Below are 13173 nucleotides of genomic sequence, written 5' to 3' on the forward strand. Positions count from 1 at the left end.
ATTAACATAAAAAAAATCAACAACACCCTTTAGCACAGTATTTTTATTATTGTTGTTATGTCCTTTACGGATGATTTTTCTTTGATCTATTCATTTATAGAAAATCTTTGGAACTTACAAATGTTTCCTCTTCCCTTCCGCTACAACCTTAATAGTCGTTATGGACCCTGTTAAATGGGATAGATATATATAATAAAAGAAATAATTATAAATAGAGCAATAGAGATGCCCGCTTTAAGCCAAATTATTTTATTGCTTATTCCAGCTTTTTTTTCTAAGTAATTTATGTAACCGGCAGTAAGTATAAAACCAGCATAGGCAATGATGTATCCTTCCAAATCATGCATTACAACTTGATACTTCAAAGCACCTACCCCGACTAGAACGATACCAATAGTTCCAAAAAACATATTAAAATACAAATGATTTTTTTCCATTTTTTCTCTTCTTAAAAATAGTTTAAAAGTTCATTAATTTAACCACCTTCCAATCTTGAACTATCTTTCCTAAAAATTCAAGCGAATCCATTGTAAGTTTAATACTGTTAATAACAGCCACCGTAAAAGACTTAACGATAAAAGAGCAACGTGCTAAGAATCAAATGGGGGAAGACGTTTTTTATTAAATCATTAATCTTCAACAAAACCTTGCAAAAAAAAAAAGATAAATTGCTTTCCAACCTAAGAGTGGAAAAGAATTTATCTTTAAATGGTATTTAGGGATGGAGAAAAACATTTGGGTTTACAAAATGAAACTATTGATTGAATCTTCCGCGCTGGCGCAGTAATTCACGGTTCAGGTTCGGATCTTTTTCAAATGCAGCGCGGCCGTGTAGCCAAAAAATATTGTTGACGACAACTAAATCTCCAACAGGCAGTTCCAGTTCAACTACACTTTCATCGTTTTCTAATGAATTTGAAAAATCCCGTAAGTATTTTGCTTGTTCAATGGATTCAGGATATACAAATTGATCGATGAAGCATACACCAGGTTTGTTATTATGATTGAAGAAAGTCAATCTTTCAATCTCCTGATCAATGTTCTTGCTTTTTGGAGCCTTATACGTGAATTTTTGACTTGATAATGGATGATTAACGTACATATCAAGCTCTTTCCAATCGTCTAGGTGCAATAATCGTGATTCGCCACCGCGTGCATTTTGTTCGATCATCTTCATCATTAGTAACCAGTCCGTTGGTTCATCTACAAAAGTTCCGTCCGTATGAAGTGTAAATAAACGATAGGCTTGACGCAAATATGAATCGCTGCTATCCGTGTCTTGAACACTAAAACGTGCATAATATTTTCCTGACATTGCATCATGGTTAGGAGTTCCTAGCAAGTATGAAATGGCCGTTGCAAAAATGACATATTCATCTGTATTTTCAGTGACACCTTCCAAACCTAGTGTGAACCCGCCGGAATCCCGATCATGTACGATGTTCCTAAGCACTTCACCAAAGTCTTCCCCTACTTGGTCCAATAGATATGATGCAACGATGAGTCTTGAGTATGGTGTATATTCCAGATGTTGAACAGATTGATTATCCTTCAATGCCGTTTCTAATAAAGCTGCAATTGCCTCTTTAGAAATTTCAATATGATATAGTCGGCTGGTTTGAGGGTGGACTTTCACCTCATATTTTTCTGTTTTCCTTTCAAACTTAGCTCTCTTTTTTTCTGCAATGCTCATGAATAATTCCTCCTGTTATTTGTTATAGGGGTGAAAAAGTTAACTGGAAATATAAAAAGCCAGTCGCACATGATCCCTAAATAAAATAGGAATCCAACTGTACAACTGGCTTATATTCACTTCACTGCTCTATGCGAATAGAGTCACAGCGAATATGCAGTTTATGTATGATTTATTTTTCCTGCTACCAATCATTAAGATCTTTACACGATTCTGAAATGGTATTTTTCAAAAGGTGTTAATGTCATAATATTGGCTTAATTCCATTTAAACGTTTTTTAGTGAAATTGTCAACGCTTTTTACAAATTATTCTGATAAATCATATTGCTAACTTGGTAGTTTCGTTTTTTCTCCTGCTTTAATTTGCTGAAAATGGAGATCCAGGTCCTTTAAGGCAGCAATCAATGCATTAGCCGCTTTCCCCCGATAATAAGTTTGAATCGATTCTACCGCGTCATCAACACCATCATTTAGACTGATCCCTTTTAACAAACGCCCAATGAATTCCCGGCCATGCTCTGTTGCCAGTGTACAAGAAGCTTCCAGGACAACCCCGTATTTAGCATCGACTTCTGCAGTGATGGTCAATGTTTCAAAGACACTTTTCGCTGCCATTCCTTGAGGTAAACGTGCATGACCAGCAATGAAAATTGTTTTACCATTGAACATGAGACTTCTTCCTCTCTCTTTAACGAATTTTATTTTGTCAATACAGCTTCCAATAAGTGTGATTGTTCCGGAATACGATTAACAACCTCTTTTCCAATTTCAATGGAAGCTGTTGCAGCAGGTGACGGTGCATTACATACATGAATGGTGCGTTTTCCCATGATTATATGAAAATCATCCACCATATTACCATCATCCTGTAACGCCTGGGCCCTGACTCCAGCAGGTGCAGGGATTAAATCATCTTCTTGAATCTCAGGAATTAACTCCTGAAGACTTTTCGTGAATTGCTTCTTACTAAAAGAACGGACATATTCTTCCATCCCTTCCTTCATGAATTTACTAGCCAGCTTCCAAAAACCTTTATAGCGTAAAACTTCAGTTAAATCTTTCGCATTGAAGTCGGTTTTTTTATAACCTTCCCGTTTGAAACTTAGTACAGCATTTGGTCCAGCATCTACTTCCCCGCTAATCATCCGTGTGAAATGAACCCCTAAAAATGGGAATTTCGGGTTAGGTACCGGATAAATTAAATGATTGACAAGGAAGCGCTTTTCGGGCTTTAGTTTAAAATACTCACCCCGAAACGGGACTATTTTCATATCAGTTTTATACCCTGCAGCTGCTGCGATACGGTCACTGTGTAACCCTGCGCAATTAATGACCATCCTTGCCTTTATGGTACCATTGTTCGTTTCGATGATGACATCATCAAAATTCTCTTCAATCTTCTCCACCTTTGTATTCAGCTCGATTTCACCGCCGTTATCCCGGATGATATCCGCCATCTTTTCACTTACCTGACGATAATTGACGATGCCTGCTTGCGGGACGCGAATTGCACCAAGCCCATTGACATGTGGTTCGATTTCCTTTAACTCCTCCACACCGATTCTTTGTATAGCTAGCTCATTTTGCAAACCGCGTGAATATAAATCATCTAAAAGGGGCAATTCTTCTGGCTTTGTTGCAACAATGACCTTTCCGCAAATATCATGTTCAATTCCATGCATCCGGCAGAATTCCGTCATTGATTTGCTTCCTTGACGGGCAAACCGTGCCTTGAAACTGCCTGGTTTATAATATATTCCTGAATGGATGACGCCGCTGTTATGCCCCGTTTGATGATCTGCAACGACGGCCTCTTTTTCAATGACTACCACTTTAGCATTAGGAAAACGCTGATAAAGTGCCATTCCCGTCGATAATCCTACTATTCCCCCACCAACAATTGCGAAATCATACACAAATAACACTCCTTTTATTGATGATTTTTAGTATTCAGCAACTCCATATACGTAATTAAATTATTCTTAGTTCGTAAAATGTGAAATTCTACTGCTGCCCTTAGTTCTGCAGGATCCCCTCTTAGTGCCGCTTCATATATCATCCGGTGTTCCCTTTGCGTTTCTGGGTAATAATCAATCAGCAAATTCGGCGCAATGGGTGAGATACCCAGTGTTTCTACCATTTTTTGAACCCTTGGCCATGGGCACCCTTTGCGGAGGGTTTCATGGAAAGTCGCATTTAAAAGGATATAATGCTCATTGGTTTCATCAGATAACTGAATTCCTTCCATTTCAATCAAAATACCTTTTAATTTTTCCTTATCCACCTTTGTTAAATAAGGAAGCGATTTTTCCACGGCAAGGCCTTCAAGCAGGGACCTGGTATGATAAATTTCTTCAATATCATCCCGGGTAATAGGTGTGACGACTGCTCCTTTATGAGGAACCATTTCCACCAACCCTTCCATTTGAAGCTGTGTAAGGGCTTCACGAATGGGCATTCTGCTTACTTCCAGGCGATCGGCCCACTCCTCTTGGATGAGTCGCTCCCCCTTTTTCAACGTCCCATTCAAAATCGCATTCCTAAGGCTTTTTGTTACATTTTTAACGATAGTTGATTTATCTCGATCGGAATTAACATTATCCAATTAAGCGTCCACCTTTCAATATTGGATACAATTTCAACTATAACAACTATATAAAACGATTACAATACTGAAAATTAAATATATTGTATCCAATTTAAAAAACTCTGGATACAATACAATAGGTAAACATCTAATTCACATCTGAGTATTATTTGTGGCACCGTTTATATTTAACTATTTAAACAATTTTGCATGACCATTAAATTCACAAATTTCAAACAAGGAACTTATGACAAAACCAACTCCAAAATTACCCTTGCAGCAAAAGAAGCTGGTCATCTTTTTTGGGAGAAAGATTTTTAAAATACACGTTGATTCCACTCAACCATTTACTCCGTTCTTTGTAGGTTATACCTTTCTCTTTTTCTCTTTTGGTTTGTTCTTTCAACCGTTTCTCTGTTTGCTCCTTTTTTAATCGATGGACAATGACACGAGATGGTAATTTTTGATATTGGGCAATGTATGCTCCTGAAATCTCTATTGTTTGACCATCCTTTCTGTATATTTCCACAAAAGAATAGCGTTTTTTCGTTTTATGGATGTAAATTTATATGAGCTTGATAGCGATGTGGTGATTTTTGTAACAATATATCTTGTTTATCCATTTTTTATAATTTATAATATTCACTGTGTATAGTGTGTATACTGTGTATCATCTAACGTAACACTTATCGATTGAGAGGTTGTTTAATGAAAATAATCTTAAGTAATGTATCAAATCAGCCTTTATATCAGCAGATAAAGGAACAGGTTAAAGAATCAATATTTAACAATGAGTTGAAAGAAGGCGAACAATTGCCATCAATCCGCTTATTAGCTAACGATTTACATGTAAGTGTACTTACCATAAAAAGAGTCTATACAGAACTAGAAGCAGAAGGTTTTATTATTACTAGGATTGGCAAAGGTACCTATGTAGCACCTACAAACCTAGAATTGTTAATGGAATCTAAGCGCCGGATGGTGGAAGTCAAGCTCGCAGAAGTTTGTCAAATGGCTCGAAGTATTGGAATTCATGCAGATGATCTCCATTCGATACTGGACTTAATTTTAGAGGAGGAGAATGAAAAATGAATGCTGTGTTAGAAGTGAATAATTTAAATAAAACATACGACAATTTTTCATTAAAAGATGTTACTTTTTCACTTAACAAAGACTGTATAACAGGTTTTATTGGTACTAATGGTTCTGGGAAAACCACTACAATTAAAGCAATCCTTGGCCTCATCTTAAAAGATTCCGGAAAAATAAATTTTTTAGGAAAAGATATGGATAAAAATGAAAGAAAGTCCAAAAACAAAATTGGCATCGTGCTGGATGAGGGATATTTCTATGATGAATTAACCTTAAAAGAAATGAAAAATGTGATTGCCCCTTCCTATACTGATTGGGATGAACCGGTTTTCTTAGCTTATATTAAACAGTTTAGTTTAAATCTAGAACAGAAAATCTCTACCCTATCCAAAGGTATGCGGATGAAATTTGCAGTTGCATTGGCTCTATCCCACCACGCGGACCTATTAATAATGGATGAACCAACAAGTGGTTTGGATCCATTGGTACGGAGTGAATTGATGAATATTCTTCTGGATTTTATGAAGGAACCAGGGAAAAGTGTCTTTTTTTCTACTCATATTACCTCTGATTTAGATAAAGTTGCCGATATGATTATTTTAATCGATGATGGAAAAATTTTAGTTAATGAGGAAAAAGATGTGTTAGTGGAGACACATGCATTGGTAAAAGGAGACAATCAATTAATTAATGAACAAACCAAAAAACTTTTTTTAAATTTGTATCAATCTCCATACGGATTTGAGGGGATTACTCATAAAAAAGATGATGTGCGTCGACTCATGCCTGATGTATTGATGGAAAGACCAACGATAGAGAATATTATGCTTTCATATATCGGAGGTAATAATCATGTTAATTAACCTTGTAATGAAAGACTTTATGCTAGTTAGAAAATACTTCTTAATTCTACTCGTTTTTGCAGCTATCGCTCCTATTTATGTTTCTACACAAATACAGTTTAACGATGGCGGTCTTGTTGGCTTTCTTTTAACAGTGATATTGATGGAGCATATTTTGTTTGGTACGATATCCAAATTTGAGGATCAGTACAATGGAGCCGCTTTACTTTGTGCCACTCCATACACACGAAATGCATTTGTAAAAGCAAAGTATCTCTTTCTCTTTGTAATTTTCATTTGTGTCTCCATCATCCGTATTATTACATCAATTATCCTACCATCGGGTATAGAAAAACTCAGCGTAAACGCTCTTGGAATAACATTTTTAATTCTTAGTATATTATTTGGTATACTGCTTCCTATTCAATTTAAATTCGGGTATGACAAAACAAAAATTATATCATTTTTCACTGTCTTTTTAATACCTTTTGTCGCTCCTACTCTCATAAAGGAAGTTCAATCGAGTCACATTGATTTTACAATCACATTTCCATTTCCACAAATAATTCAAGAATGGATGCCTTGTTTCATTTCACTATTCATTAGTCTTATCTCAATGATTATATCTCTAAAGATATATGCAAAAAAGGATATATAAGTAAATCCAGAAGAGCTGCCAGAACTATTAGATAAGAGTAGGGAACAATAGAATACTCTTGTAGGGTTCAATCCCCATTGCTACCAATATATTGGTCTAGAAAATCACGACTATTTAACAAATCGCGGTAAAATCTTAGATGTTACCTTTTATCACTTTAAATAAAAACCAAAAGCACGAAAAGGAATTTGATCTTCCTTTTTGTGCTTTTTTAGTGTTTATAGGAGAAATTGTCTTTGCTTACTGCCCTACTTGCCATGGACGATTGACTTGTGGTTTCCTTTTACTTTGTTTTGGTCCTAATTCTTCTTTTGTCATTCTACGAGGCTCCATCCCCCGTTCAATGCGAGTGCGTATTTCCTTTGAATTAGAAAACAAATTGGGTGGTTGATAGACACGGGAAGCCCCTTGATGGCAGCCCGGACATTGCGCTGTTCCTTTATAGCCTGCCATTGACTTAAAGAATAGTGTGAACTCACCGCATTGACTGCAGTTAAAGGTGTAACTAGGCAAGGAAAGTCCCCCTTTATCGGTCTATTTATTACTTCGGATTAATATCTTTATCAAATATTTGGGTCGGAATGGCCACGGTACAACATGCATTTGGGATGTCGACGATTCCATTTATCCGGCCTTCAATAGGCGCTGTACTTAATATCATATATGCCTGCTCTCCTGTATAACCGAGTGTTTTCAAATATTCGATTGCATTCAGGCAAGCCCGGCGGTAAGCAATATGTGCATCCAAATAATGTTGATTTCCTGTAAACTCATCTATTGAAATGCCTTCAAACACTAAATAATCGGAATAATTTGGTTCAACCGGACCAGGTTTGAAGACAGGATTGTCTTTAATTTTATATTTCTCCATACCTCCCTTAATCACGTCGACACGAAGATCAATCCATCCCGCCATTTCAATCCCACCGCAGAATGTAATTTCGCCATCCCCTTGTGAAAAATGAAGGTCACCTACCGAAAGTTTTGCCCCGTCCACAAATACTGGGAAGAAAATTCTTGAACCTTTTGATAAATTTTTAATGTCACAGTTTCCTCCATTTTCCCTTGGAGGCACGGTCCTCGCTCCCTCTTTGACCACCCGATCAAATTCTGCCCCTTTTAACGTGCCTAGCACTGCATGCTCTGCTTGAGGAGAAGTTGCTAGTTCAGGTACACGGTCGGGATCAGTCATCTTCAATTCATTTTCTCGTTTATTCCACTCTTGCAGAAGCTCCATTGAAGGCGCCACACCAATTAACCCAGGATGGATAAGCCCGGCAAACTTAACACCTGGCACATGCCTTGAAGTCGTATAAATTCCTTCAAAGTCCCAGATAGATTTCGCTGCTTCCGGATAATGTTCCGTTAAAAAACTTCCTCCATTTTCCTTGGCGAAAATCCCATTAAAACCCCATTCAGACTCAGCAAACGCACCGATATCCAAAATATCAACAACTAATAAATCACCCGGTTCCACTCCATTTACATAAACCGGCCCGCTTAATACATGAACTCGCGGCAAAATAATATCCCTAATGTCACGAGGATCGTCATTGTTGCTAATTTGTCCATCCGTCCAATCTTTACACTCCATACGAAACGATTGGCCCAGCTCTACTGAAAAAGCAGCTGGAATATCCGGATGCCAACGATTATGCCCCGGGTGTGCTTGTTGCTCCATCGGTTTACTAAGATCCAGTTTAAACAAAGTTTTAGGCATGTTGCTCCTCCTTCAATCTATTAATCTATGAAGTTAAACTATGTATGCGTTCTCATATTAATGTTTTTAACAAATATAGTCAAATTATTAATATTATAACAGATGGGTGAGATGAACTTAATCTTAATGAAGTAAGTAAAGTAATTAGAACAACTCCCTCTTTTTTATATTTAGTTGAGTTGATAGTTTTTAGCTTTTAAAGGTGCACGCTCCATTTTGTTCTTTGTAGGGGTAGCACCATGGTAGGACCCCTTAATGGATGGTAAAGTCTTGATTTATGAGATTAATATTGTGTTAGGTACGGTTTTTGATGAGTCGGATGTCGACATATGTATAAAAATAGACCTTAGATCATCTTACTTTAAATATTTTTAATAAGTATATTTTCTTTGTTACATATATACTTTGTTTGAAACCAACAAACTAACGGACAATTCCTTTATATGCATATAAAGGAATTGTCCGTTAATAAACTATTTTAGTTTTGTTTCTTCACCATGTATGTTTCTATTATTTTGCTTTCCGTTTCAAAGGATTAATATTTTTTTCACTTTGACCATTTTTGGGAACTAACGGAATTTTATTATATATATGGATGACCATCCTAGGAATCGACTGCAAAAAGGGGCTGATCTTATAAATAAATATACTTACAACTGTCGCTACAACAATGCTGCCGAGTACATCAACTGGATAATGGTGACCCACATATACACGAGAGATACCGGTTAATAACGCAAGCAAGACCATTCCAAATCCGATTTTACGGTGGCGTAATAAGACCGCTAAAGACAATGCAAATGCACCTGTAGTATGGTCACTTGGAAAAGAGGCATCAGCGGCATGTGAAAGTAATAAATGAACATTATGTGTTACAAATGGACGGGGTTCAAAGTAAATAAGACCAATAACAAAGTTAAGAAATAAGCTCAATGCCCCCGTCATAGTAGCAAAGACGACTGTATGTTTATGGTTTTCTTTCCCAAAAACCCACATCGCAATTAACAATACCGCATAAATCAGTAATGCGTTTTGTGTAGCAAAGACCATTAGCTCGTCCAATAAAGGATGATGACCCGCAAGTTGATTAATTGATTGAAATAATTCGTAATTCATGAAAAATCCTCATTTCTGTAAAAATTACCTAGTTGTTTAATACTTTAACATCATTCTCATACTCTCGAAGAAAATGATGTTCAAATTAGTAAACATGCAAATAAGACCACGTACAAATAAGTCGTTTATATCATGAATAACTGCCCCATTGTAGTGGTCAGTGGCCCTGCCTCATTGCCTGATATTACTTTCATCTTCAGTTGATGCTAAAAAGGCTTTTAAAACTTGCTTGTTTTTATTGATATCAATTTTAAGCACAGCTCCCACGTTAACCGTTTCATTCTCATATGAATCTTTAACTGGTATCCGAATACTTTCAATGCTTTTTGATTTCCCAGCAATTAACCCTTTGCCAATTGAAAGAATGGTTGGAGTATCTACATTTGTATCAATGTAAGGGTCAGCCACTCCAAGGATCTTTGGTAGATTTACCAAACTATGAACACTGACTGCTTGTTCTTTGATCTTTGAGACTACTTCCTGCTGTCTTTCCACCCGGCCAAAATCACTTAGACGATCGTGGCGAAATCGAACATAGCCTAACAATTTATCACCATGTAATATTTGTTTACCTGGATGCAGTGTCATCCCAATTCCATAGGACATTTCGTATGGAATATCGACCTCGACTCCGTTAGGGGCAACGATGTCAACTATTTTTGAAAACCCTTCAAAATCGACAACGGCATAGTAATTAATATCAACATCAAAATTTTCCTTAATCGTTTTCCTTACTAATTCAGGCCCGCCAAATGCAAAAGCGGCATTTATTTTTTGCATACCATGACCAGGAATATCCACATACGTATCCCTCATAATCGAAGCGATTTTCATACTATGAGTGTTTTGGTTATAATGAGCGATCATTAACGTATCAGAACGTGCATGCTCCTCACCCCGTGAATCATTTCCAAATAATAAAATATTAATCTCTCCAAATTGAGGCTCAGTGCCTTGGAAGTCATCAAACGTTTTTTGATCGCTCTTATACTTACCATTACTCGCTTCAGACAATCCATTTTTATATTGATAAATACCATAAATGACTACCGTTACAAATAATAAAAGAACTGTGAAAAGGAGGTTTCTAAGCCATTTTCGTTTTTTGTTTATTCTAGCATTTTTTTTCATTTGTGATATCACCTGTCAGAATCGTTTTTATGTTTAGTTTCATGCTTTTGTTGATAATGAATTTAAAACAAGTTTTACTGCGATTGCATCGTCTAAATACCCAATTGGAAAAATGTAATCAGGGATAACATCTACCGAAATAATAAAATAAATGAGCGCACTGCCAATGATGGCAAGCTCAGCAGAAGTACCGTTTCTTAAGCGAAACCGCTCAAACATATCCTTAAACTGGCTAATAAACGGACCTATGCTGCCAACTTTCATAAGCTTTTTCTCAAAGCCATTTAGAATAGTCTCTTTTCCCTCTTCGGTGTATGAATATAGTTCATATTTTGTCAATTGCTGTTCAACACTCTCAATTGTGAACGTTTTATTATATAATTCAGAGGATTCGAGGATACTTTGAATACTGTCTATAGACGAATGAATATCTGAATACTGCTGTTCCTTTCTTTGGTCAATGGAGTAACCAGCTGCTATAAATAAATCAGCAATAGGAATATCAAGACAGTCGGCAAATTTTTGTAAATGTTCAGGATTTGCTCTTCGTTTACCATTAATAATCCGTGAAATGGTTGCTGTATCAATATTAGTTAACTCACTAAGTTTTCTCATTGATAATGACCGTTCCTTCAGTAATTCTTTTAACAGCAAACCAAGTTTACTAGTTTTTGGTTGATCATCTGGCATACTCTTCCCTCCCATATCGGACTTCGAAATTTATCTAGTTTTACAAATGAGATACGATTCTATTTAAACATTTTTAGAGAGTAATAAAGTAAGTGTACTTGTGGAATATACCTGAGTGTTGACGTTTTGTCAATGAAATGTGGTTATTTGGTAATTATTAAAAGAATGCTCTAATAGCAATTATTAAAATAATGATTCCGCTAATGATTGTTCCGAATTCACCTAGTGTAAAAGAGCCAATACGAACGGAAGCTAATTTATGGCCTAACTTAACTCCTGCCCAAACACTGATAATACTACCAATGGCAGCGGTTAGTGAAATAGCAAGTGGTGAAAACCCAAGTAAACCGGCACCTAAGCCATTAGTAAGGGCATTCGCTGATAAGGCTACCCCAAGAATCACAGCTTCCCCCCAGCCAATTTCTCCAGAGTTATCGACATCAGCAGCTTCAGGATCCTTAAGAACCCCTTTCATGCTTGGAGATGGGTTGCTATGCTCATGGCTTACGGCTAAAACCTTTTTACGTGGTGTAGCTAATAAAATAATTCTTATACCGATAATAATTAGAAAGAACGCTCCAATAATCACTGGGAACATACCTGGCAAAATCCTGGAAAGCCAAACTCCAAAGGAAATTCCCGCTATACTCATAAGAAAACAAATAAACCCAATCAATAAGTTGGCCCCTAAACCAATCCGTATTTTGCGGATTCCATAAGAAATACTTACTCCTAAATTATCGACACTGGATGAAACAGCAAAAGCCAAGATGATTAGCCAAGACACTGTAGATCACTCCTAATTTTTTTTACATTATATTGATCAAATTGACTAAAAGTGCTTATTTATTTCTAAAGTGTTGATAAAAAGTCAACAAACCCTGCCAGTTTAACTAGTAAACTAGGCGGGAGTATGTTAATTAATGAATGCCTTAGATGCTCTTGGGAAAAGAAAATTATCTAAAGATGCCCCACTGGATTTTTTACCGAAACGCTGGCGAAAACACGTTTATGATGATGAAGGCAATATTAATCGCTCTTATTACGAAATTACTGCTCTAAATGAGCTTAGAAATTATATCCGTTCAGGGGATGTATACGTTAGAGGGAGTCGTTTACATATGATTTTGATGAGTATTTAGCTTCGAGTGAAGAATGGAAAAAAGCGAAAGTGAATGGTCACCGTTTATCGATAAGTTTATCTGCAAAGGATTATTTAGATGAGAGATTGGAAGCTTTATAATAGCGTCTTACATGGGTTTAAAATAATTTGGATTCACTTGAGGGCATTAATATTAATAAATCTAAATTACATGTTGATCGGTTAGAAAAAGATACCCTGAAGATGCACGCTCATATAGCTTATCGCTTTATAATAGGTTACCTCGCATCAAACTTTCAGATTTACTGATAGAAGTGGCTAGATGGATAGGGTTTGATGAAGTTTTTGTTCATGCATCTACAAATCGTGCTCCATAAGGAATTGAAAAGTCCATTTCTTCTTAAAATGCTAAATCAACGACTATAGAAACATTCTAAAATCGATAGTTAATATGAAAATTGTTTTTGCTGAATAGAATCATGTTTAGAAAGAATCCTCATCACCTCAAGTTTTAATACTGCCATTCGGAAAGCGAGTGTCC

The 13173-nt window shown here is 36.4% G+C and carries 15 protein-coding genes and 1 pseudogene; 4 read left to right on the forward strand and 12 right to left on the reverse strand.

Features of this window, described 5'->3' with window-relative positions; genetic code table 11:
• Positions 1–170: 170 nt before the first annotated feature.
• From ACQKKK_RS16375 to ACQKKK_RS16400, 6 genes and pseudogenes are all read right to left on the reverse strand, one after another.
• The gene (locus ACQKKK_RS16375; protein WP_427617328.1) at positions 171–437 is read right to left on the reverse strand and encodes a hypothetical protein; all 267 of its coding nucleotides are present in this window, start codon (positions 435–437) and stop codon (positions 171–173) included.
• Between the two features lie 317 nt (positions 438–754).
• Complete coding sequence (glaH, locus tag ACQKKK_RS16380) at positions 755–1693, reverse strand: glutarate dioxygenase GlaH (protein ID WP_427617330.1); 939 nt, start codon at positions 1691–1693, stop codon at positions 755–757.
• Positions 1694–2021: 328 nt separating this feature from the next.
• Positions 2022–2363: a DUF3870 domain-containing protein gene (locus tag ACQKKK_RS16385; protein ID WP_427617332.1), complete on the reverse strand. Its 342-nt coding sequence runs from the start codon at positions 2361–2363 to the stop codon at positions 2022–2024.
• A gap of 29 nt (positions 2364–2392) precedes the next feature.
• Positions 2393–3610 (reverse strand): L-2-hydroxyglutarate oxidase, encoded by a 1218-nt coding sequence (gene lhgO / locus ACQKKK_RS16390; RefSeq protein WP_427617334.1) that lies wholly within the window; start codon positions 3608–3610, stop codon positions 2393–2395.
• A 14-nt stretch (positions 3611–3624) separates the two neighbouring features.
• Positions 3625–4299 (reverse strand): GntR family transcriptional regulator, encoded by a 675-nt coding sequence (locus ACQKKK_RS16395; RefSeq protein WP_427617336.1) that lies wholly within the window; start codon positions 4297–4299, stop codon positions 3625–3627.
• Positions 4300–4588: 289 nt separating this feature from the next.
• A pseudogene (locus tag ACQKKK_RS16400) lies at positions 4589–4789 on the reverse strand (IS4 family transposase); the annotation flags it as partial.
• 200 nt (positions 4790–4989) lie between these two features.
• On the opposite strand from ACQKKK_RS16400, the gene ACQKKK_RS16405 reads away from it, so the two are divergent.
• The 3 genes from ACQKKK_RS16405 to ACQKKK_RS16415 are packed head-to-tail and all read left to right on the forward strand — an operon-like array spanning position 4990 to position 6873.
• Complete coding sequence (locus ACQKKK_RS16405; RefSeq protein WP_427617338.1) at positions 4990–5373, forward strand: GntR family transcriptional regulator; 384 nt, start codon at positions 4990–4992, stop codon at positions 5371–5373.
• Positions 5370–6236, forward strand: coding sequence for an ABC transporter ATP-binding protein (locus tag ACQKKK_RS16410; protein ID WP_427617340.1), 867 nt, complete (start codon positions 5370–5372; stop codon positions 6234–6236). Before ACQKKK_RS16405 ends, ACQKKK_RS16410 begins: the two co-directional genes overlap by 4 nt.
• A complete protein-coding gene (locus ACQKKK_RS16415) occupies positions 6226–6873 on the forward strand; it encodes an ABC-2 transporter permease (RefSeq protein WP_427617341.1) in 648 nt (215 codons plus the stop codon). Before ACQKKK_RS16410 ends, ACQKKK_RS16415 begins: the two co-directional genes overlap by 11 nt.
• Positions 6874–7113: 240 nt before the next feature.
• Here ACQKKK_RS16415 and ACQKKK_RS16420 read toward each other — a convergent pair whose 3' ends face one another.
• The 6 genes from ACQKKK_RS16420 to ytaF form a co-directional block, all read right to left on the reverse strand.
• Positions 7114–7386 carry an FmdB family zinc ribbon protein gene (locus ACQKKK_RS16420; RefSeq protein WP_427617343.1) on the reverse strand — a complete coding sequence of 91 codons (273 nt, stop codon included), beginning with the start codon at positions 7384–7386 and terminating at the stop codon, positions 7114–7116.
• A gap of 28 nt (positions 7387–7414) precedes the next feature.
• Positions 7415–8593, reverse strand: coding sequence for a formamidase (gene fmdA / locus ACQKKK_RS16425; RefSeq protein WP_427617344.1), 1179 nt, complete (start codon positions 8591–8593; stop codon positions 7415–7417).
• Between the two features lie 510 nt (positions 8594–9103).
• Positions 9104–9709 carry an undecaprenyl-diphosphatase gene (locus tag ACQKKK_RS16430; RefSeq protein WP_427617346.1) on the reverse strand — a complete coding sequence of 202 codons (606 nt, stop codon included), beginning with the start codon at positions 9707–9709 and terminating at the stop codon, positions 9104–9106.
• Positions 9710–9880: 171 nt separating this feature from the next.
• Positions 9881–10840 carry an LCP family protein gene (locus tag ACQKKK_RS16435; RefSeq protein ID WP_427617348.1) on the reverse strand — a complete coding sequence of 320 codons (960 nt, stop codon included), beginning with the start codon at positions 10838–10840 and terminating at the stop codon, positions 9881–9883.
• 39 nt (positions 10841–10879) lie between these two features.
• A complete protein-coding gene (locus ACQKKK_RS16440; protein WP_427617350.1) occupies positions 10880–11530 on the reverse strand; it encodes a helix-turn-helix domain-containing protein in 651 nt (216 codons plus the stop codon).
• Positions 11531–11687: 157 nt separating this feature from the next.
• On the reverse strand, positions 11688–12317 hold the full coding sequence (gene ytaF, locus ACQKKK_RS16445; protein ID WP_427617352.1) for a sporulation membrane protein YtaF: 630 nt from the start codon (positions 12315–12317) through the stop codon (positions 11688–11690).
• Between the two features lie 136 nt (positions 12318–12453).
• Here ytaF and ACQKKK_RS16450 point away from each other — a divergent pair, with 136 nt between their 5' ends.
• Positions 12454–12672 carry a hypothetical protein gene (locus ACQKKK_RS16450; protein WP_427617354.1) on the forward strand — a complete coding sequence of 73 codons (219 nt, stop codon included), beginning with the start codon at positions 12454–12456 and terminating at the stop codon, positions 12670–12672.
• Positions 12673–13173: the final 501 nt, after the last annotated feature.

Origin of the sequence: Peribacillus sp. NPDC006672, from assembly GCF_050274955.1 — a bacterium.
Classification (GTDB): domain Bacteria; phylum Bacillota; class Bacilli; order Bacillales; family DSM-1321; genus Peribacillus.

Bases quoted from the DNA above. Each gene is read 5' to 3' on its own strand.
- glaH (WP_427617330.1), bottom strand. From the start codon at position 1,693: ATGAGCATTGCAGAAAAAAAGAGAGCTAAGTTTGAAAGGAAAACAGAA.
- fmdA (WP_427617344.1), bottom strand. From the start codon at position 8,593: ATGCCTAAAACTTTGTTTAAACTGGATCTTAGTAAACCGATGGAGCAA.
- ACQKKK_RS16415 (WP_427617341.1), top strand. From the start codon at position 6,226: ATGTTAATTAACCTTGTAATGAAAGACTTTATGCTAGTTAGAAAATAC.
- ACQKKK_RS16450 (WP_427617354.1), top strand. From the start codon at position 12,454: ATGAATGCCTTAGATGCTCTTGGGAAAAGAAAATTATCTAAAGATGCC.
- ACQKKK_RS16375 (WP_427617328.1), bottom strand. From the start codon at position 437: ATGGAAAAAAATCATTTGTATTTTAATATGTTTTTTGGAACTATTGGT.
- ACQKKK_RS16435 (WP_427617348.1), bottom strand. From the start codon at position 10,840: ATGAAAAAAAATGCTAGAATAAACAAAAAACGAAAATGGCTTAGAAAC.
- ACQKKK_RS16410 (WP_427617340.1), top strand. From the start codon at position 5,370: ATGAATGCTGTGTTAGAAGTGAATAATTTAAATAAAACATACGACAAT.
- ACQKKK_RS16440 (WP_427617350.1), bottom strand. From the start codon at position 11,530: ATGCCAGATGATCAACCAAAAACTAGTAAACTTGGTTTGCTGTTAAAA.
- ACQKKK_RS16430 (WP_427617346.1), bottom strand. From the start codon at position 9,709: ATGAATTACGAATTATTTCAATCAATTAATCAACTTGCGGGTCATCAT.
- ACQKKK_RS16385 (WP_427617332.1), bottom strand. From the start codon at position 2,363: ATGTTCAATGGTAAAACAATTTTCATTGCTGGTCATGCACGTTTACCT.
- ACQKKK_RS16405 (WP_427617338.1), top strand. From the start codon at position 4,990: ATGAAAATAATCTTAAGTAATGTATCAAATCAGCCTTTATATCAGCAG.